Consider the following 20,760-nt stretch of genomic DNA (forward strand, 5'->3'; position numbering starts at 1 on the left):
CCATTATCAACGAAACATTAAATGCGGTCAAATCTTTAAATAAAAATTATGGCGTGGGACTCATTAACGCCCTATTACGAAAAGTGGCGGACAAAAAAGAAAAATTCGCCAAAAAGGTCAATAAAAATCACAGCCTACCTAATTGGCTTGCCAAAGAATTAAAGCAAGATTGGGGCGATTATTATGAAAATTTGGGGCAAAATCTGCGAAAGCCTGCTCCGATATTTTTGCGTGTTAATGGCAAATTTAGCACGCTGGATAATTATGCCGATTTGTTAAATTCTGCCAATATCGCCCATGAAATCCTACCGCTTGGCGTGGCACACGAGCGTGTGATTAAGCTGACCACTTCGCAAAAAGTGCAATCCTTGCCCCATTTTCAAGACGGCTTTGTGAGTGTGCAAGACCGCCATGCCCAGCTTTGTGGGCATATTTTAAAGGCGTTAAACTTACCCAAAAACCTAAGATTATTGGACGCTTGCACCGCCCCTGGTGGGAAATTGGCTCAAATGCTCGAACTGTCAAATGATGTGTTTCACGTGGAACATATCACGGCACTGGATAATGATGAAAAACGCCTAAACCGTGTGCATGACAACTTGGCTCGTTTGCAGTTGGCGGACAAGGCGGACGTGATTTGTGCGGACGGCACGAGTTATCAGACGGATACGCCCTTTGATGTCATCGTGCTTGACGCTCCGTGTACCGCCACGGGGGTTATCAGGCGACACCCTGACATTGCCCTACTTCGCACCGAGCAAGATGTCGCCCAAACGGTCGCCTTACAAGCTAAAATTTTACAAAATCTGTGGCAAAATCTGGCGGTGGGCGGGCATTTGCTCTATATTACCTGCTCCTTGTTGAAGGCGGAAAACGAACGCCAAATCACAAATTTCCTTGCTAATACACCAACCGCCAAAACGGTGGATTTTGAATTGACCTTACCCAATCAAATCAAGCAAGCCGTGGGTTATCAATGTTTGCCGTTAAATGACGATGACGGAGACGGGTTTTATTATGCGTTGCTACAAAAAGTGTAACGGCATTTGCCAAACTGTGCTAAAATTTGGCTAATTTCTTTTATTCTAAACTTTTTATTTGGAAAATTTATGCAATACATCAGTACTCGTGGTAACACCGCTCCCATGCAGTTTAGTGACGTTCTATTGATGGGTCTTGCTCCTGATGGTGGTTTGATGCTGCCAGAGGTGTATCCGCAAATTGACCGTGCAACTTTGGATAAATGGCGTTCGCTGTCTTATACCGAGCTTGCCTTTGAGATCATGTCGCTATTTGCGACCGACATTCCAAGTGATGATTTAAAAGCTCTAATCGACAAAACCTACACCAAAGCGGTGTTTAATTCAGACGACATCACGCCAGTGACACACCTGTATGACGATGTGTATTTGCTCGAGTTGTCCAATGGTCCAACGCTTGCTTTTAAAGACATGGCGATGCAATTTTTGGGTAATGTTTTTGAATACGTCTTAAAGCAAAAAGGCGAAAGACTGACCATCATTGGCGCAACGTCTGGCGATACGGGTAGCGCAGCAGAATATGCGCTGCGTGGTAAGGATAATATCCATGTCTTTATGATGTCGCCACATGGCAAGATGAGCGCCTTTCAGCGTGCGCAGATGTATAGCCTAGATGATGACAACATCCATAATATCGCCATCAACGGAATGTTCGATGACTGCCAAGACATCGTAAAGGCTCTACAAGAAGATGCTGATTTTAAGGCGAGATATAGCCTTGGTACGGTCAATTCAATCAACTGGGGTCGTATCTTGGCTCAGATTGTTTATTACTTTAAGGGCTATTTTGGTGCGACGAACAGCAATGATGAGAAAGTGAGCTTCTGCGTGCCATCGGGCAACTTTGGTAACATCTGCGCAGGGCATATTGCTCGTGAAATGGGCTTGCCGATCGATCGCCTTATTGTCGCTACCAACGAAAATGACGTGCTAAATGAATTTTTTGCCACTGGTAATTATGCGCCAAGAAAGGCAAGCGAGACTTTCGTAACGTCTAGCCCGTCGATGGACATTTCAAAAGCGTCTAATTTTGAGCGTTTTATTTATCTTCTGCTTGATAAAGACGCCAGCAAGGTTAACACCTTATTCAACGATGTGAGAACTGGTAAGGGCTTTGATCTAAAAGATAAATTAAGCGACATCAATGACAAGTTTGGCTTCGTGTCTGGTAAATCCATCCACGCCGACCGTCTAGACACCATCAAAAAAGTACACACTGAGACCGGCAGGCTAATCGATCCGCACACAGCCGATGGCGTCAAGGTGGCACTAGACGTCAAACAAGCCAACGAAAAAATTGTCGTGGCTGAGACTGCCTTGCCGATTAAATTTGAAGAAACCATGACAGAAGCTTTGGGTCAAATTGACCTACCAAGACCTAAGCATACTGTGGGACTAGAAGACAAAGAGCAGTTCGTAACCATTCTAGAAAATGACGCTCGTCTGGTAGCAGAACAGATCAAAAATGTAGTCACTGCCAAATAAATCCACCATAAAAAACAGCCAAAATCATGACGATTTGGCTGTTTTTATCTGCTTATTATAAATATGTCTTATCAAACTTTAAATGCGCACACGGCCACTTTGGCGCTTTGGTACATCGTTAATACATCGCTATCGTCTTATTATAAGCTGATGGGTGCTTTTAGTGATCCTAAGTCTGCGCTAAGCCAGCCTGTCGAAGCGTGGCGTTCATTGTCGATTCATGTCGCCCACATCAAAAGATGGGAAGATGTGGATGATGTGATGGCATTCGTCAATAAAGTGTCGGATGACGTCAATCGGGGTGTGTATGGCGTGTTATTCTGCGATGATGAGGCATATCCCGTTCAATTAACCAATATCTATGATCCGCCGCCTGTACTGTTTTATCGCGGTAATGTTGCTCGGCTTATGGATAAAAAAATCGCCATCGTCGGCAGTCGTAATCCAACTGAGCACGCGCAAAAGATCACCTTTGATATGGCGCAATATCTGGTGCAGTCGGGTTTTAGTATTACCAGCGGTCTGGCGCAAGGGGTTGATCGCGCCGCGCATCTTGGTGCCTTATCTCAAGATGACACATTGGGATGTACCATTGGCGTGATGGGTACGGGCATCGATGTCTGCTATCCTAAGAATCATAATGCATTATTCGCACAAATCATCCAAGACGGCGGTGTGCTGATTACTGAGTTGCTGCCAAGTACTCCTGCCAGTAAGCATACTTTTCCACGTCGTAATCGATTGGTGGCAGGATTATCATTAGCGACCGTGGTTACAGAAGCTGCGCTGCAAAGCGGTTCACTCATCACGGCTCGTCTGGCCGCTGAACAAGGCAAACAAGTCTTTGCCGTGCCAAGCTTGATTGATAATAAGAATGCTGAGGGTTGTCATCATCTCATTCGAGAGGGTGCGACGCTCATTTATCATCCAGATCAGATCTTAGAAGACATCCAAGGTGAGAGTGCTTATACTGCGCTGCCTAAGACATTTTCGCGTGGCGTTTCGGCATTTAGTGATGAACAAGCTTCCTCGGAGGAGCTTAAGCTCTCTACCAAGGCTGAGCCCTTCGTGCCTGTAGTGCCGAATCATTTGGCGCTTTTGATATCGAGGCTTGGTAGCGAACCTAAGGATTTAGATGCTTTGGTTGCAAGTACTGGCATGGATACGGGTAGCCTGCTGGCTCAGCTGATGGAGCTTGAATTATTGGGGTTGGTGGCGCAAGCTGGAGGTCGATATGTGCGAACCTAAAATTTTTAATGTTGATCAAATCCCTAATGTGGTGAATTTCTTACGCTTAGGCGGTGTACTTGCCTATCCTAGTGAAAGCGTGTGGGGGCTGGGCTGTGATGCTTTTAATACATCAGCCATTGAGCGGATTTTTGAGCTAAAAGCACGCCCTGAGCATAAGGGGCTGATTGTATTGACTGACAGTGCTGCCAAAGTTACGCCGCTATTACAGGATCTACCCCATGAGCTACAGCGCGATGTTTTACAAAAGCTTCAAAAAGCAAATGATGATTTTGATGTCCGTACCGCCGATCAAGCCCAAACCTATCTCATGCCGGTATCTAAGTTGGTTAAATTACCCAGCCTACTAACGGGCGGCTTTGATACTTTGGCGGTGCGCGTGACGCATCATCCGACATTAGCTCAGATTTGCAATCAATTAACCAGCCTCGAAAACCCTTTTGGTTTTTTGGTATCTACCAGTTGCAATATCAGCGGTGCACCATCTGCCACCACACTTGATGAAGCGATGGCGTATTTTGGTAATCAAGTAGCGTATCTTAACGCAGATGGTTTAGGGTTTACTAAGCCGAGCAAGATTATTGATCTGATGAAAGGTGATGTATTAAGATAATTGAATGTTCCACGTGGAACATTCAAATCATAATGAATACAACAAGCAAATAAAAAGACAGGCATAAAACCTGTCTTTTTATATTGTAAATGCTATGAATTAGGTGCGCTTAGCGATAAACTCATAGATGAACAGTACAATGATCGCACCGATCACAGAAAGTACTAAGCCACCAAAACCACCATCAGCGTGAATGCCTAAGCCGCTAGCGATTAGACCACCCACGAATGCACCTACAATACCTAGAATGATGGTTAGAATCCATCCCATGCTGTTAGCACCTGGCTTGATTGCACGCGCCAATAAACCTACGATAAATCCAATAATAATTGTCTAAAGCCATGCCATTTTTAATTTCCTCAAGTTATGTTAATGATTGGGGTCTAGCAATTAACCTTGATTTCATTATACATAACTGAGGCGGTTTTGATAGTCAAATCAGCCAGATAATTGTATAAGCTGTGTCGCAAAATTCCGTTATCTGACCAAAAATTAACCAAAATGTTAACTTATGTGACTAGCGTTGGTGTTGGGTGTTGGTTTGGGTCATTTTGGTGCGGCGACAGATTCTACGATATTTAGATCAAAGCCCGATACGTTAAATTTGGCAGGGCTGGACAATAGACGCATGTCACGAACGCCTAGCAGTCTTAGGATCTGCGCGCCCACACCGATGCTGCGGTACGGCTCTTGGGCTTCGTGGATGCTGTTATTAGCTTTGCATTTATCCAAGGCGTCGCTTAGATCCACGGGTGCGCCATTATCGATCCAGACGAATACACCGCGATCGTTTTGACTGATTTCTTTTAGAGCGGCTCGGATGTCCCAGCCCGATTTGCCTGTGGTGCTGTCGCTTGCACCCAATAGGTCGCGAAGTGGATTTAGGCTGTGAACACGGACGGTCGCTACGCCCTCGGATGGCTCGCCTTTGGTTAGGGCGATATGAATCTCGCTTGCACCATATTCTTGGAAGCGGTGTAGGGTAAATTGACCAAATTCGCTGTCAAACTCACGGCTGTCGATGAGTTCTACGGTTTGCTCATTGGTCATGCGATAGTGGATTAGGTCGGCGATGGTGCCGATTTTTAGGCCGTGTTCTGCTGCGAACACCTCAAGATCAGCGCGGCGCGCCATCTCGCCATCTTCTTTGATGATCTCACAGATCACCGCTGCAGGCTCAAGCCCTGCAAGGCGTGCTAGGTCACAGCCTGCTTCTGTATGACCAGCGCGATGCAGTACACCGCCTTTTCTTGCCATGATGGGGAAAATATGCCCAGGCTGAACGATGTCTGATGGTTTGGCAAATGGCGCGACCGCTGCTTGAATGGTGCGGGCACGATCAGCTGCTGAGATGCCTGTGGTGACACCCTCGGCAGCTTCGATTGATAAGGTGAAGTTGGTGCTGAATTTGGCGCCGTTCTTGTCGCTCATGAGTGGCAGCTCAAGCTGTTTGCAGCGCTCTTCTGATAGGGTTAGGCACACAAGACCGCGTGCGTATTTAATCATGAAATTGATGTCTTCGGCGCGCACGTGCGTTGCTGCCATGACGATGTCGCCTTCATTCTCGCGGTCTTCGTCATCCATTAAGATGACCATTTTGCCGGCTTTGATGTCTTCGATGATTTCTTGTGCGGTATTTAGTGCCATGGGAGGTCTGCCTAAGTTGATAATTTTATAAGAATATGGGGATGGTTTGGATTTTATAAAGGGGATGATCAAAATCTTAATCGGTCAATTTGCCATGACAATGTCGATATAAATCAGACAGTATCGTGATGGTTTGCACTGCCCAATTTACCAGTGAATCAGCATCAAAATTATCCAAATTCTCTGCCAAAATATAAGTGCCAACTCGGCACCAAGCGGTGTTGGTGTCTAGATATTGATCATCAAAGTCATGATAAAATCTATTCATCGGCATAAATTCGCCGTATTCATCAATGTCATTCATCCAATAATAAAACGGCAAATCACCACCCACAACCTTGGATAAGTCAGCATCCATCCATGCATTAAAGTTAGCCAATGTAGATGCCGATTGTGCTGCCTTGTAGGCGTGCCAGTCAAGCTGAATCATGAGGCGTTTTTTGTTCAAGATAATACTAATGATCGGCGCATTGCCAAGATGGGCGTCGTATTTAAAATAAGCAAAAAAGTGATTGCGAATCTGCCAGCCGTTGCACCATTTTTCGATGTGTGGCGGGCCGAATTGTGTGGGCAGATTGGCATAGACAGACAGAATGAAAGCCTTAAAATCTCGCCATGCGCTTTGGTGATTTGCCTTGATGGTGGGCAGATTATCCGCATGATCACGCTTTAGCAGTTTGATTTGCGAGTGTGGCTTGTCCAGAATATGAGTGTGCCTTTGGGTGATCATGACTTGCTTTCAAACATATAAGGGCGCGTGGCGAACCAAGCAAAATAGATGTTGGCAACCATGAGCGCCAAAAATGCCATAAGTGGCATGTGCCAATCTTGATAAATCTCAAACAGCTTACCAAGCAGTACAGGACCAAAAAATGCAATCGTATAACCCACTGCCTGCACCATGCCTGACACATCACGAGCGGTCTCGGCATCATGTGTGCGCAGCGAGAACATCATCAGAGATAGGGTAAAAATAGACGCTGCGCCCAGCCCCATTAATAAAGACCACAGATGCAGATACTCTGGCATATAAATCAGCCCAGCCACACCAACAGCATCTAAGATGGCAGCGACTACAGCCGTAACACGTACAGGCGCGCCGCGCTTGATGAGATAGGTTAAGGTGATAATAGTAAACGGTGCGGCAATCTGAAAGGTGAGCGCAAGCTCAGTCGCGCGATGTAGTGGCAGCCCCTTGGCAGCCCCGATCATTGGCAAGAATGCCGCCATCCCATAGAACAGCAGTGACTGAATGCCCATGAACGCTGCCAGTGCCCACGCATTAATGTCCGCCCATGGATTGAAGTTTGATTTGCCTTGGCTTGTTACGGTGCTGTTAGACTGGCTACGCTTGGCGATCATCAGCCAGACGATGAGTGTCATCACACCGACTACCGCCCATGAGCCCATGCTAATTTGCCATCCAAAAGCTTGCGTCATCGGTAGCACAGCCCAAGCCACCGCACCCGCAAAAAGCGACATACATAGGCTGAGCAGACCCGTCATTAGTGCGATGTGGTTGGGCGCGTGTTTTTTGATGAGTGGTGCACCAAGTGTGTTCATAAAGCCAATTGCAAGTGCCATCACGCCCGTGCCAACGAAGAATAGTCCAGCATCGCCCAAAACGCGCACACCAAGTGCAAGACTCAGCAGTCCTACCATTAAGATTAAGGTCTGCTCAAGTCCTAGACGTCTAGCAAGATAAGGCGATAACAGTGAGCCGATCGCGAAGGCGGGCATTGGCAGTGCGCCAAGCCAGCCGATCATGCCGTCTGTCAGACCCAGCGTGTCTTTTAGGATTGGTGCAAGCGATCCCAACATGACAATCGGCGCGCGCATGTTAACAGCAAGCAGAATGAGTGCGATGGCGAGTAGAGCAAGTGGGATGGCTGTGACTTTTGATTGTTTCACGTGGAACACCTAAGGCTTATTGGCTGGTTAAGTAGTTTATTTTAAATATAAAATCTTCAATTAATTTACTACATCATGGAACACTTGTCTTTAACCAATTCATAAAATTAAAATTTGCTTGCTCTTTTTGATTGTCGGCAAAATGATAAAAACGCTTGCCAATCAAATTATCAGGCAAATACGTTTGGGGATAATAATGATTGGCATAATCGTGCGGATAGACATAATCCACGCCATAGCCTGATTGTTTCATGAGTTCGGTTACGCCATTTCTTAGGTGGAGCGGTACGGGCGAGTTGTCGTTTTTGACAAAGGCAAGGGCTTCGTTAATGGCGGTGTAGGTGCTGTTGGATTTGGGCGATGTGGCAAGATAGACGGTCGCTTGGGCAAGGATAATGCGGGCTTCGGGCATACCGATAGACTGCACCGAACGCAAGGCGGTGTCGGCAAGCAGTAGGGCGTTGGGGTTGGCAAGTCCGATGTCTTCGCTTGCCAAAATCACCAGTCGCCTTGCGATAAACGCAGGGTCTTCGCCAGCGGTCAGCATACGAGCGAGCCAATAAATGCTGGCGTCAGCGTCCGAGCCACGCACCGATTTGATGAATGCCGAGATGATGTCGTAGTGCATATCGCCTGCCCTGTCGTAGCGTGGGAGTACGGTTTGGGCGATGTTTTGGAGCAGGGTGTCGTCTATGATTAGGGTGTGATTGTCCGAATTTTGGCAGGCGATTTCTAATAAATTCAACGCCTTACGAGCGTCCCCACTGGCAAGGCGTGCGATATTGGCAAGGTCGCCTTGTATGGTAAAATTTTTCAAAAGTGTATCGGTCGCCAACGCCCTTTGTAGCACTTGCACCAATTCATCAACGGTCAGTGGCTCTAAGCGGTACACTTGACAGCGAGAGAGCAAGGCGTTGTTTACGCTAAAAGACGGATTTTCGGTGGTCGCCCCAATCAAGGTAATCTTGCCAGACTCAACCGCCCCAAGTAGAGCGTCTTGTTGGGCTTTGTTAAAGCGATGAATCTCATCAATAAAAAGCACCGGCGAGCCAAAATCCAAACCGCCTGCCATGCCTTTACTACCGTCTATCAGCTCACGCAATTCCTTGACGGTCAAATCAAGGGCGGATAATAGATGAAATTCACGCCCAACAGCATTGGCAAGTAGCCTTGCCAATGTGGTCTTGCCAATCCCTGCTTCACCATGCAAAATCAAGCTTGGCAAGTGGTTGTGGGCAATCATACGGCTAATGGGGGCATTGTCGCCCAATAGGTGCGTCTGTCCGATGATGTCGGAGAGCTGTTTTGGGCGGACTCGTTCAGCAAGGGGGGTGTTTGGGGTCATGGTGGTTATGGTGTCAATGGGGAATTATCTGATAAAACTTTACGCACATAAGTACTGGTCAAGCCGTCAATATGTTCAAATAAATCATCAGGGATTTTTTGCCACATGGGGTCTAGCACAAATTCCATGCCTTCACGGCGAGCCAATTTGGATGCAGGCACAAAATCCGAATCGCCTGAGATTAAGATGATTTTGTCGACTTGTTTTTTGAGTGTAACGGATGCAATATCCAGTCCGATTCTCATGTCCACGCCTTTTTGACTGACGTTGATGGCAACATCATTTTCATCCAATTCATGCCATGCTTTTTTGTTTTTTAATAATAATTGTTGGACGGCAGGTTTGATATGCCATGCGACCGATGTGTCGGACAATTTGCCCAAACGCAGAGCAAATTTACGCTTTTTGATAATTTCTTGGTGTAGTTTCTTGCGGAAAATGGCTTCTTGGGATTGCCCAAAATCAACGGCTTTTTTGGTGATGGGATTGTGCATTTTCTTTTCAAGGGGCGTACAATCATAAAAGAAAATACGATATAATTCATCGCTTTGTGCTTTTTTCTTGGGGTTAAGATGAGCGATTGCCATGCTAAATGCCAAATCCGCCATACGTTTGGCGTTGTAGGTATGTTGCGGCTCAAAATGACGAACCCTTTTGATAAAAAACGCCCCGTCAATAAAAATTGCTACTCGCATTTTGCCCCCAATAGATACAAAAAAACCCAAAGGCTCGGCACTTTTTGGATAATAAAAAAGGCTTACTGCTATGGGTTGGATGGTTTTATTGTAGCGTATTTTGGCAAAAAGTCAAGGGAAATGGGCGGTTTCATCGGTTGCTTTCGGAAAATTCTCGGTCGGTTTCATAGATCAATTTTTCGGTATTCATGGTTTCCCGTATCAAATTGAAACGAAGTATATGCCAATTCTAAAGTTTTTATTGTCGTTTGGCATGAGTAAAAATTACCAAAATAAAAAGGGCTTTCGCCCCATTATGCCATTATCCACCCCTTTTCACAAGATTGATAAACATCTCTCGCCCCGCTCTGGGCTTGACCGAGTTGTAACACCGCTCCATAATCTGTATGTCAAAATACGGCTCAAACAACGCTCGATACTCCGCCATACTACCCCCAAATGGTGGACTGCTCTCAAACTCACAATCAAACAGCACGCCCACCAGTCGCCCCTTGTTGGCAAGTAAGCGATGCACTTGGCGAGCGTATTCATCACGGCGGTTTGGGTCTATCGCACACAAAAAAGTCTGCTCTATGATGATGTCAAACTGCCCCAAACCAAGCGTATGCACATCAAAAAAATCATGACAAATCAAGCGCTTGGGATCAAATGTAGGATTGGCTTTGGCAAAGTTATTCAGCACAGACGGTACAATGTCAAGCACATGAACATTGGTAAAGCCTAGCTCGTGTAAATAACGGGCTTCGTGGGCGTTACCTGATCCGACGATGAGCAGTCGCACAGATTTATCGGTCAGCGTGTCAAAATACGCCTGCAATGGGGGTGATACTTGTCCTAGGTCCCAACCTGTTTGGTTGGCTTTGTAGCGCTCTTGCCAAAACTGGGCTTGATTAACGTCCATGCCATGCTCCTATTTAGGATTTGCCAATGTGGCGAACGGTTAGAATCTGTTCTGCACGCCCAAATGAGCCATGCTCATCATGCAGAACACTGCTCGTCAGCCCCACGCCATTCCCGCCGATCTGCTGTACGGTATCTAGTCCTAGCCATCGCCCTGTAGGGATGCGATACAGATGAATCTGTAGGTCAATGCTGGGGAAAATCCACGCTCTGTCCTTGGTGCGCATGGCGATGCCATTGGCGGTATCGACCATACCGATTAGATGGACGAAGTCTGATGTCGGTTCGCCTGCTACCATCTCGATGTCAGTGTCGAACCATACTAGGCTTTTGCCGGTACGGTGATGGGCGACTTTCGCCTTTAGTGTATTAATATAGCCGCTGTCCCAGACGCTCATGCCATCCCAGTCCGGCAGATCGATGGGACTACAAGAAGTGTCCTCAGTCCCTGCAATCGCGCTCGTGTCACTGACAGCAAGTCGCCAAGCACGCATGATGATGCTAACTCGCTCGGTGCCATTCTTGTCAAAAGTGGATAAAGTGCTCTCGATCAGCTCAATCGTGCGCCCTGTGCGAATGAAACGTGTGCGAACGACCGTCTCACCCTGATAAATCACACCCAGAACGTCTAGACTCAGACGTGCAATCACCAAATCATCTCGCGAAAAAAACCGCTCAAGCTCACGTGCCATCAGCCCGGTGGCGACAGCCATGTGCTGTTCGAATGGATTCCAAGCACCTTGGGCGTAATCGGTGGATTGATAATGTGCGGTGGTGGTGTCATCATTGACGCTGCGACTGATTGGCTCATAATAAGCACGCATACAAACTCCTTTTTGTGTAAATAGGTGTGGATCGATAAATCAAAAGTCTCGCTGCGCTGATCAGTTTAATTGGTAAAATCCTTGTCAAAGATTTGCAAGATTCTGACAGTAAAAGCACCTAAAATTATCGCCATATGACTCTAAAATTTAAAATAATTTCACCAAAAAGTCAATAAAAAAATGCCATGCATGGATGGCATTTTGTGATTTTGGGCAGGTGTTAGCCGTTCGTCTTAGCGGCTTTGCGCACTTCGGTAATGGAGCGACCGCCCAACCCATAATTATCCATGTCAATCTCGTCAATGACCACGACCGTGGTGGCAGGGTTTTTGTTTAGCACTCGCCCAAGCAGTTCGGTGACGCCTTTGATGAGTTCGGCTTTTTGTTCGGTGGTGGGGGCTTCGCTACCGCCCGTTACTTTGATATTGACATAAGGCATGATATGCTCCTATTTTGTTGTGGTTAAGGTAAAAGATAAATTTATTCGTTATTGACTGTAAAGTTATGCCCGTTGGTGGCAAATGACCGCACCCAATATTAACGCCACGGTGGCAAGCCCAAGAGCGGGAGTAAAACTTTGGGTGATCCCATACAGACCGCCTGCAACCAAAGGCCCGACAATCTGCCCGATACTGTATGACAGCGTGGCTAGGGCGATGAGATTTTTGCCGGTGTTTTTGGCAATCATTTGTGCCACTGGCATGACAATCGTCACCGTCCCCATAAACGCACCGCCCACGAGCAAGGCACTCATAAGATACCCTGCCATGTTTGGCATGATGATGGGGAACATGACTCCGATGATTTGGGCAGTAAAATTGGCAATGAGCGCTACACGAGTCCCCATACGAACATGAATCATATGCCACACAAAACAAGATGGCACTGCCGACAAACCAAACACCGCCCAAACATGCCCCACATTCACATCAGGCAACACCATTTTTATCAGTAGTGGCAAATATGTGGCGGTGATGATATAGCCAAACCCTGCCAGTCCATAGAGTGCGATGAGTGCATTGGCGGTAAGTTTAGGATTTTGAATAAAGGGCGTAGGTGCTTGACCACACTCATTTGACTTTTGCAAAAACAGTCCATGTAGCACAAGTAACGACAGCACCGAAGCAAGCACCGAAAGCCATAGCCAAAGCCCAGATGAGTTTACGCCTGCCCCCACGCCCCACACCACAAGCTCCGATGATAAGGCAATGCCAAACCCAACGCCTGCGTACATGAGCGGCGTGGCGGTGGTGTGTTTTTGTTTGGCAAGTAGCCACATCGATGCTGACACGATACCCAAAGCACTAAACACCCCTGCCAAAAACCGTACCGCACCAACCCACAAAGCCCCTGACAGCACCGACATGAGAGCAAGGCACACGCTCGTGCCAATAAGAGCAATCAAGGCAAAGACGTTGGATTTGTCCGCCTTGATACGCACAGCAAGCAACGCCCCGACTAAGTAGCCGACATAGTTCGCTGAGGCGACAACGCTCCCTTGTGCCACACTTAGCACGTCGTCTGTTACCATGTATGGGTACAACGCCGTATAAGCAAAACGCCCAAAGCCCATGACAAGGGCAAGTATGAGAGCGGATTCAAGTCCATTTTTTAGGGCAGATGATTTCATGGTGTTAAAAAATGGTGGTATAAATGATTGAAATATTCTAGCAACCATTTATAATAAGGTAAATATCATAAATCCGAAAACAGTGTTCGCCTTACCGAACAATCAACCCAATTTGACACGCATTTGACGAAAGTTTAATCAGAAAACCCCATGCAATACCTTAACGACATGGCAATTTTTGTGGAAATTGTCCGCAGTAAGAGCTTTTCAAAGGCAGGCGTTCATCTTTCTATGCCAAAATCCACACTTTCCGAGCGTATCAAGCGACTGGAAAAATTGCTTGGCGTGCAATTACTCAACCGTACCACACGTAAGATTGAGCTGACCGAAGCAGGCGAGATGTATTTTGACAAAGCTCAAAAAATCATTGATGACGCATTGGCAACCCATGAGCTGATTAGCGATTTTGGGCAAGGGGTGCATGGCGAAGTTAGAATTTCGTTGCCGGTGGACTTTGCCTATGAACTCATCGCCCCGATTATTCCTAAGTTCTGTGAACGCTATCCTGATATAAGGCTGTCGTTTGACCTAAATTCTCGCAAGGTGGATTTGGTGAGCGAGCCTTATGATGTGGTCATTCGGCTGTGGACGGCGGACAGTGATAGCTTGGTCAATCATCTTAGTTTTGATTTGGACGGTGGGCTATACGCTTCGCCAGATTATCTAAATGCACATGGCAACCCCCAAACCCCCGATGAGCTGTATCAGCACAAGCTCATTCGTATCAAGGCAGGCTACAATCGGCAATGGCGAGTGTTTGACAAACAAGGGATAGAGTCAATCATTCATGCGGACGGCTCGCTGTTTTCAAACAGTTTGGGGTTTACGCTACGGCTTGGCTTACAGGGGCTTGGCGTGGTTGCCTTGCCACACATGGTGGTGGAGAGTGCCGTCAAGGCAGGTGCTTTGGTTAGGGTGCTACCTGATTGGGAGCTTATGCCCATTCGGGTCTATGTCCTAACCACAACCCGACTGCTCCCTGCCAAAGTGCAGGCGTGGATTGGCTTTTTGAAAAATGAACTCATTGATGGTAAAAAATAAGTCCGCCAAAACATGATCTTGGCGGACTTATTTTTCCAATGAATAGGATGAGTAATTGGTGATTAGCCACAGTTTGCCAGATAAGCCTTGGTCGCCAACGAGCCGTTGTCTCGATTGAGCTTTTGGCAGATGTCGGCGCTCACTTTGGCGAGTTTATCAATGTCGATGCCTGTCGATAAGCCAAGCCCTGTCATCAGATAATGCACGTCTTCGGTGGCGACATTGCCTGATGCGCCTTTGGCATAAGGACAGCCGCCAAGACCGCCCACGCTGGCATCGAAGATTCTTACGCCCATGTTTAGGCTCTCATAGATGTTGGCGATCGCCATGCCGTAGGTGTTGTGATAATGCCCTGCGATGACGCTGACGTCCAGCTCATCCATACAGGCTTGTAGCATGGCTTTGATGCGATTCGGGGTGGCGGTGCCGATCGTCTCGCCCAGCGAGATCTCATAACAGCCCATATCGTACAGACGACGTGCGACTTTGGCGACGATTTTTGGGTCCGTTGGGCCTTCATAAGGGCAATCCACCACGCACGACACATAGCCGCGCACCTTGACGTCGTGCTCTTTGGCAAGCGCCAAGATGTCTGCAAATCTGTCTATGCTTTCATCGATGCTACAGTTGATGTTCTTTTGGGTGAAGGTCTCGCTTGCGCCTGTGAATACGGCTACTTCTTTACAGCCAACCGCCAAGGCATCTTCAAAACCGCGCAGATTCGGCGTCAGCAGCGAAAAACTCACGTCCGTATCGGTGGGCAGCTTGCCAAAAATCTCCGTACTGCCTGCCATTTGTGGCACCCATTTTGGTGACACGCATGAGCCTGCTTCGATGAATTTTAAATTGGCATCTGCCAGCCCTTGAATGAGGGTAAGCTTGTCGTCCACGCTAAGCGGTGTTTTTTCGTTTTGTAGGCCGTCTCTGGCACCCACTTCTACGATTTTGATGTCAGGTTTCATTTTTTATCCTTAAAAATAGGGTTAAGGTGCATCCATCATGGGATGGCAGATGGGTAGTTTAGTTCGTCATCTGCCAAACACACCCATTCTGAATTACCATCCTGTCATTATTGGTCATTTGGGGCGAAGGCAACGAGCTCATCGCCGGCTTTGACCTGATCACCTGCTTGATAATACACTTCTGACACCGTGCCATCTTCTGGGGCTTTGATGGTGTAGACGATTTTCATGGCTTCCATGGTCAGTAGGATCTCGTCTTTTGAGACGCTTTGACCTGATGAGACACGGACATCCACGATCACGCCTGGCATCGGTGCGGTCAGACCGCCACTGTCACCATCGTCATCCGTGCCGTAGTCGGCCTTAGGATGGGTGAATTTGATGGCGTTGGCACCGAAGCGATCATCAAATACCGTCACCCCGTCAGCGCTTTGGCTAAATGCCACGTTTTGGCGTTTGCCATCGATCGTCATGTCAGCGGTGTGATCGTCGGTTAGGCTGCCTGTCAGGGTAAAGCTCTTATCGACCACATTCGCTGTCCATACGTCATTGTCATGGCTGAATGTCACCATGTGCGTCTCGTCTTGATGGACGATTTTGACGGTTTGGGTGGTTGGGGCGTTTAGTCGCCATAATGACGACTTTTGCCAAATGCTGCCCTTGCCAAGTCCGCTTAAGAGCTTAATGAATGCTGTCTTGGCGATCAATTCATCGTCCACTTGGATGGTCGGTCGAAGTAAGAAATCTTCTTCGCGAGCGATCAGGTTGGTGTCTAGTTTGACATCTTTGAAGCTGTCAGTTCTTAAGATGCGCTCCAAGAAGGCGATGTTATTGCCCAGCCCGTCAATGTGCGTCTGTGATAGCGCGTGACGAAGTTTGCCGATGGCTTCGTCGCGGTTCTTGCCCCAGACGATGAGTTTAGCGATCATCGGATCATAGAAAGTGGTGATCTCATCGCCTGCCACGATGCCGCTGTCGATACGCACGCTATCGGTCACATCAGGATATGACAGGTGGGTGATCTTACCCGTTGCTGGCAGATAGCCTTGTTCTGGAATCTCAGCATAGATACGCGCTTCTAGGGCGTGACCTGTTGAGGTGAGTTCGTCTTGGGATTTTGGCAGTGGTTCGCCATACGCCACGCGAAGCTGCCATTCCACCAGATCCACACCTGTGATCATCTCTGTCACAGGATGCTCGACTTGCAGGCGGGTGTTCATCTCCATGAAGTACGCCGTGCCGTCTTGTTCTACGATGAACTCGACCGTCCCTGCGCCAACATAGCCGACCGCACGACCTGCGTTGATGGCGGCAGTACGCATCTGGGCTAGTTTGTCCTCGCTGATGTTCGGCGCCGGTGCTTCTTCGATGACTTTTTGGTGGCGGCGCTGTACAGAACAGTCGCGCTCAAATAAGTGCACCACATTGCCAAAGCTGTCACCAAAAATCTGTACCTCCACATGGCGAGGATTCACGATGTATCGCTCAATCAAGACATCATCGTTGCCGAAGCTAGACAGCGCTTCACGCTTACAAGATGATAGGCTCTCTAGGAAGTTCTCTGCACGCTCAACCAAGCTCATACCCTTGCCGCCACCGCCAGCACTTGCCTTGATCAGCACAGGATAGCCGATGCGATCCGCTTGTTCTTTTAGGAAGGTTGGGTCTTGATTCTCACCGTGATAGCCAGGGGTTAGCGGTACGTTCGCCTTTTCCATGAGGGCTTTTGAGGTGGCTTTTAGACCCATTGCAAGAATCGCTTCGACTGGTGGACCGATGAAGACGATGCCATTGTCAGCGCAAGCTTTGGCAAATTGGTCGTTCTCGGACAAGAAGCCATAACCAGGATGAATCGCTTCGGCGCCTGTCGCCTTGGCAACTTCGATGATCTTATCCATGAGCAGATAGCTTTTTGAGACTTGCGATTCGCCAATGTGCACTGCTTCATCCGCTTGTTTGACGTGTTGGGCGTTCTTATCGGCATCTGAATATACCGCCACGGTGGCGATGCCAAGGTTTTTACAAGTTTTGATCACACGGCAGGCGATCTCGCCGCGGTTAGCAATTAGAATTTTTCTAAACATTTCAATCGTCCTTTTAAAATTATTAAATTTATCAATAAGATAAAGCTACTTAATCCAGTGCGGCGTTTGCTTATTCAAGAATGCATCTAGGCCCGATTTGGCTTCATCGCCCGTGCGCACGGTGGCGATGTGGTTAGCGGTGCTGTTAAGTAGGCTGTCATTGATGCTGGCATGATCCACCATGGTGATCAGTTCTTTGCTGGCGGTCTGGGCGTTGGGTGCGCCTTTTTTGATCTCGCTGATAATCTGACTGATAATCTCATCAAGTCCGTCATCATCTTCGGCAACTTCATGCACAAGCCCAATCTGCTGAGCCGTATTGGCATTGATGCGCTCAGCGCTCAAGAAGTAGCGGCTGGCTTGTCTTGCGCCGATCGCACGCACCACATAGGGGCTGATGGTGCTAGGCGCAAGTCCTAGGCGCACCTCTGATGTGGCGAATTTGGCGTTTTGGCTAGCTACCGCGATGTCGCAGGCGCTGACCAGTCCCATGCCACCGCCGAGTGCAGCACCATGCACGCGCGCGATGGTGGGCTGGCGTATGGTTGCGATGCGCTCTAGCATTTTGGCAAGCTTTAGGGCGTCGGCAGAGTTGGTGTCAAAGTCTGCTTGCCCCATCTCTTTCATCCATGACAGATCAGCACCCGCCGAGAAGCTTTTACCACGACCGCCAAGCACGATGACGCGTACGTCAGCCTCTTTATCCAGCGCATCAAAGCAAGCATGAAGTTCACTGATGACATTGGCGTTAAAGGCGTTGTGCACGTCAGGGCGGTTTAGCCAGACATGGGCGATTTGGTTATCAATGATGCATTCTATCGTGGTATAACTGTTCATCTTATTTCCTTATAAAATTTAAACGGTTGATCTGTCATGCCGATTACAAGACCTGCCAATTACATGCGGAACACGCCAAAGCTCATCTCATCGATCGGTGCGTTCATGGCAATGGCAAGGCTAAGCCCCAACACGTGACGGCTCTGAGCTGGGTCAATCACACCATCGTCCCACAGGCGGGCAGAAGCATAGTAAGGGTGACCTTGATGTTCGTACTGTTCGCGGATTGGGTTTTTGAAGGTGTTCTCTTCTTCGGCTGACCATGTGCCGCCAGCACCTTCGATCTGTTCGCGCTTGATGGTGGATAGCACGCTGGCTGCCTGCTCGCCGCCCATGACCGAGATGCGAGAGTTTGGCCATGTCCACATAAAGCGTGGTGAGTACGCACGACCACACATGCCGTAGTTACCAGCGCCGAATGAACCGCCGATGACTAGCGTAATTTTTGGTACGTTGGCGGTGGCGACTGCCATGACGAGCTTGGCGCCGTGCTTGGCGATGCCTTCGTTTTCGTATTTTTGACCGACCATAAAGCCTGTGATGTTCTGCAAGAACAGCAGTGGAATCTTACGCTGGCAGCAGAGCTCGATGAAGTGTGCGCCTTTTTGGGCAGATTCTGAGAATAGGATGCCGTTGTTGGCGATGATGCCGACTTTTTGACCATAGATCTCAGCAAAGCCAGTCACCAATGTCGTGCCAAAGCGTGCCTTAAATTCATCAAATCGTGAACCATCGGTTAAGCGCATGATGACTTCACGGATGTCAAAAGGTGTCTTGGCATCCGCCGGAACGACGCCGTACAGCTCATCGCTGTCAAACATCGGTTCATCGAATTCTTTGGGTAATGACTGCTTAGGATAATTTAGGTTGGCGACGATGTTACGCGCGATCAGTAGCGCGTGTTCATCGTTCTCTGCCAGATGGTCGGCCACGCCCGATAGACGAGTATGCACATCACCACCACCTAGGTCTTCACTCGACACCACTTCACCTGTGGCAGCTTTCACCAACGGTGGACCACCCAAGAAAATCGTACCTTGATTACGAACGATGATCGTCTCATCGCTCATCGCAGGCACATACGCACCGCCTGCGGTACAGCTGCCCATGACGACAGCGATCTGAGGAATGCCAAGCTTAGACATCTGAGCTTGGTTATAGAAGATTCGCCCAAAGTGCTCTTTGTCAGGGAAAACTTGATCCTGCAATGGCAAGAACGCACCACCAGAGTCCACCAGATAGATACAAGGCAAGCGGTTTTCTTTGGCGATCTCTTGAGCTCTTAGATGTTTTTTAACGGTCAAAGGATAATAGGTACCGCCCTTAACAGTGGCATCGTTGGCAACAATCATGCACATGACGCCATTTACTAGACCGATGCCTGCCACGACACCGGCACAAGGCACGTCGTCTTCGTAGACGTTAAGCCCTGCAAGCTGTCCAACTTCCAAGAATGCCGATCCAGTATCGACCAAGGCATTGATACGCTCGCGCGCCAATAGCTTGCCACGTGCTGTGTGCTTTTCGCGGGCTTTTTGGCTGCCGCCTAGCGCAAGTTTGGCGGATAGGCTTTGTAGATCCTGCACCAATGGCAGCATGGCGGATTGGTTGGTCTTATAGGTGTCACTGCGGACGTTGATTTTGGAATTTAATACGTTTAGGTTGGCAGTCATGGTGCATCCTTTTTTCTTTATCCTTAAAAATAATATTAGCTCATCACTTAGCTTGATTTTTGGATAAGGGCGTGATTGTCAGCGCCCTTATCCTGATGGTAGTTACCGATTATGATTATTTGGTCTCGCTAAACAGCTCACGACCGATCAGCATACGGCGAATCTCTGAGGTGCCTGCGCCGATCTCGTATAGTTTGGCATCACGCCACAGACGTCCTGCTGGGAATTCGTTAATGTAGCCGTTACCGCCCAGTGTTTGGATGGTTTCGCCAGCTAGCCAGGTGGCTTTTTCGGCGCTGTATAGGATTGCGCTGGCGCAGTCTTTACGTAGGCTGCGATCGTGGTTTGATTTGTCGCAGGCAGCACCTACGGCATAAACCAGTGATTTACACGCCAGCATGGTTGAGTACATGTCGGCGATTTTGCCTTGCATGAGCTGGAATTCGCCGATGGCTTGACCGAACTGCGTGCGTTCGTGAACATATGGCATCACCAGATCCATGCACGCATCCATGATGCCCAGCGGGCCGCCGCTTAGTACCGCGCGCTCATAATCTAGACCGCTCATGAGTACCTTCACGCCATTGCCAACACCGCCTAGCACGTTCTCAGCTGGGATTTCTACGTTATCAAAGAACATCGGATAAGTGTTCGAGCCGCGCATGCCCAGCTTGTCCAAGTGCGTGCCGTGACTGAATCCTTTCATGCCTTTTTCTACCAAGAATGCAGTGATGCCTTTGGCGCCTGCATTTGGGTCGGTTTTGGCATAGACGACCATGACATCAGCGTCGCCGCCGTTGGTGATCCACATTTTTGAGCCATTTA

20 protein-coding genes are annotated in these 20,760 nt (G+C 48.3%); 5 read left to right on the plus strand and 15 right to left on the minus strand.

The features are described from left to right. The 4 genes from GY683_RS01020 to GY683_RS01035 all read left to right on the plus strand — a co-directional run. On the plus strand, positions 1 to 1,040 hold a 1,040-nt coding region (locus GY683_RS01020; protein ID WP_297286981.1), incomplete at its 5' end, for a methyltransferase domain-containing protein. 69 nt (positions 1,041 to 1,109) lie between these two features. Then, positions 1,110 to 2,525: a threonine synthase gene (gene thrC / locus GY683_RS01025; protein ID WP_297286982.1), complete on the plus strand. Its 1,416-nt coding sequence runs from the start codon at positions 1,110 to 1,112 to the stop codon at positions 2,523 to 2,525. Positions 2,526 to 2,588: 63 nt separating this feature from the next. Further along, positions 2,589 to 3,773 carry a DNA-processing protein DprA gene (gene dprA, locus GY683_RS01030; protein WP_297286983.1) on the plus strand — a complete coding sequence of 395 codons (1,185 nt, stop codon included), beginning with the start codon at positions 2,589 to 2,591 and terminating at the stop codon, positions 3,771 to 3,773. Continuing rightward, positions 3,760 to 4,386: an L-threonylcarbamoyladenylate synthase gene (locus GY683_RS01035; protein WP_297286984.1), complete on the plus strand. Its 627-nt coding sequence runs from the start codon at positions 3,760 to 3,762 to the stop codon at positions 4,384 to 4,386. The genes dprA and GY683_RS01035 overlap by 14 nt, the downstream gene beginning before the upstream one ends. A gap of 99 nt (positions 4,387 to 4,485) precedes the next feature. Here GY683_RS01035 and GY683_RS01040 read toward each other — a convergent pair whose 3' ends face one another. From GY683_RS01040 to GY683_RS01085, 10 genes are all read right to left on the minus strand, one after another. Next, positions 4,486 to 4,716, minus strand: a complete 231-nt coding sequence (locus GY683_RS01040) for a GlsB/YeaQ/YmgE family stress response membrane protein (protein WP_297287000.1) — start codon at positions 4,714 to 4,716, stop codon at positions 4,486 to 4,488. 216 nt (positions 4,717 to 4,932) lie between these two features. Beyond that, positions 4,933 to 6,033 (minus strand): bifunctional 3,4-dihydroxy-2-butanone-4-phosphate synthase/GTP cyclohydrolase II, encoded by a 1,101-nt coding sequence (gene ribBA, locus GY683_RS01045; protein WP_297286985.1) that lies wholly within the window; start codon positions 6,031 to 6,033, stop codon positions 4,933 to 4,935. A gap of 76 nt (positions 6,034 to 6,109) precedes the next feature. Then, on the minus strand, positions 6,110 to 6,763 hold the full coding sequence (locus GY683_RS01050) for an HI_0552 family protein (protein WP_297286986.1): 654 nt from the start codon (positions 6,761 to 6,763) through the stop codon (positions 6,110 to 6,112). Beyond that, on the minus strand, positions 6,760 to 7,944 hold the full coding sequence (locus tag GY683_RS01055; protein ID WP_297286987.1) for a CynX/NimT family MFS transporter: 1,185 nt from the start codon (positions 7,942 to 7,944) through the stop codon (positions 6,760 to 6,762). The genes GY683_RS01050 and GY683_RS01055 overlap by 4 nt, the downstream gene beginning before the upstream one ends. Positions 7,945 to 8,017: 73 nt before the next feature. After that, positions 8,018 to 9,289: a replication-associated recombination protein A gene (locus tag GY683_RS01060; protein ID WP_297286988.1), complete on the minus strand. Its 1,272-nt coding sequence runs from the start codon at positions 9,287 to 9,289 to the stop codon at positions 8,018 to 8,020. Positions 9,290 to 9,294: 5 nt separating this feature from the next. Next, the gene (locus GY683_RS01065) at positions 9,295 to 9,984 is read right to left on the minus strand and encodes an NYN domain-containing protein (RefSeq protein WP_297286989.1); all 690 of its coding nucleotides are present in this window, start codon (positions 9,982 to 9,984) and stop codon (positions 9,295 to 9,297) included. A 301-nt stretch (positions 9,985 to 10,285) separates the two neighbouring features. Beyond that, positions 10,286 to 10,885, minus strand: coding sequence for a methyltransferase domain-containing protein (locus GY683_RS01070; RefSeq protein ID WP_297286990.1), 600 nt, complete (start codon positions 10,883 to 10,885; stop codon positions 10,286 to 10,288). A gap of 13 nt (positions 10,886 to 10,898) precedes the next feature. Further along, on the minus strand, positions 10,899 to 11,708 hold the full coding sequence (locus GY683_RS01075; RefSeq protein WP_297286991.1) for a thioesterase family protein: 810 nt from the start codon (positions 11,706 to 11,708) through the stop codon (positions 10,899 to 10,901). 220 nt (positions 11,709 to 11,928) lie between these two features. Further along, positions 11,929 to 12,147, minus strand: coding sequence for a 4-oxalocrotonate tautomerase family protein (locus GY683_RS01080; protein WP_297286992.1), 219 nt, complete (start codon positions 12,145 to 12,147; stop codon positions 11,929 to 11,931). A 63-nt stretch (positions 12,148 to 12,210) separates the two neighbouring features. Continuing rightward, on the minus strand, positions 12,211 to 13,338 hold the full coding sequence (locus GY683_RS01085) for a YbfB/YjiJ family MFS transporter (protein WP_297286993.1): 1,128 nt from the start codon (positions 13,336 to 13,338) through the stop codon (positions 12,211 to 12,213). 150 nt (positions 13,339 to 13,488) lie between these two features. Here GY683_RS01085 and GY683_RS01090 point away from each other — a divergent pair, with 150 nt between their 5' ends. Beyond that, positions 13,489 to 14,379 carry a LysR family transcriptional regulator gene (locus GY683_RS01090; RefSeq protein WP_297286994.1) on the plus strand — a complete coding sequence of 297 codons (891 nt, stop codon included), beginning with the start codon at positions 13,489 to 13,491 and terminating at the stop codon, positions 14,377 to 14,379. 62 nt (positions 14,380 to 14,441) lie between these two features. Here GY683_RS01090 and GY683_RS01095 read toward each other — a convergent pair whose 3' ends face one another. From GY683_RS01095 to GY683_RS01115, 5 genes are all read right to left on the minus strand, one after another. Next, positions 14,442 to 15,341 (minus strand): hydroxymethylglutaryl-CoA lyase, encoded by a 900-nt coding sequence (locus GY683_RS01095; RefSeq protein WP_297286995.1) that lies wholly within the window; start codon positions 15,339 to 15,341, stop codon positions 14,442 to 14,444. A gap of 107 nt (positions 15,342 to 15,448) precedes the next feature. After that, positions 15,449 to 17,425 (minus strand): acetyl/propionyl/methylcrotonyl-CoA carboxylase subunit alpha, encoded by a 1,977-nt coding sequence (locus GY683_RS01100; protein ID WP_297286996.1) that lies wholly within the window; start codon positions 17,423 to 17,425, stop codon positions 15,449 to 15,451. Between the two features lie 45 nt (positions 17,426 to 17,470). Continuing rightward, positions 17,471 to 18,262: an enoyl-CoA hydratase-related protein gene (locus GY683_RS01105; protein WP_297286997.1), complete on the minus strand. Its 792-nt coding sequence runs from the start codon at positions 18,260 to 18,262 to the stop codon at positions 17,471 to 17,473. A gap of 59 nt (positions 18,263 to 18,321) precedes the next feature. Then, a complete protein-coding gene (locus tag GY683_RS01110; protein WP_297286998.1) occupies positions 18,322 to 19,935 on the minus strand; it encodes a carboxyl transferase domain-containing protein in 1,614 nt (537 codons plus the stop codon). 115 nt (positions 19,936 to 20,050) lie between these two features. Continuing rightward, a partial coding sequence (locus GY683_RS01115; protein WP_297286999.1) for an acyl-CoA dehydrogenase family protein occupies positions 20,051 to 20,760 on the minus strand: 710 nt, incomplete at its 5' end.

The sequence above is a fragment of the Moraxella sp. genome, from assembly GCF_024227015.1.
GTDB lineage: Bacteria > Pseudomonadota > Gammaproteobacteria > Pseudomonadales > Moraxellaceae > Moraxella.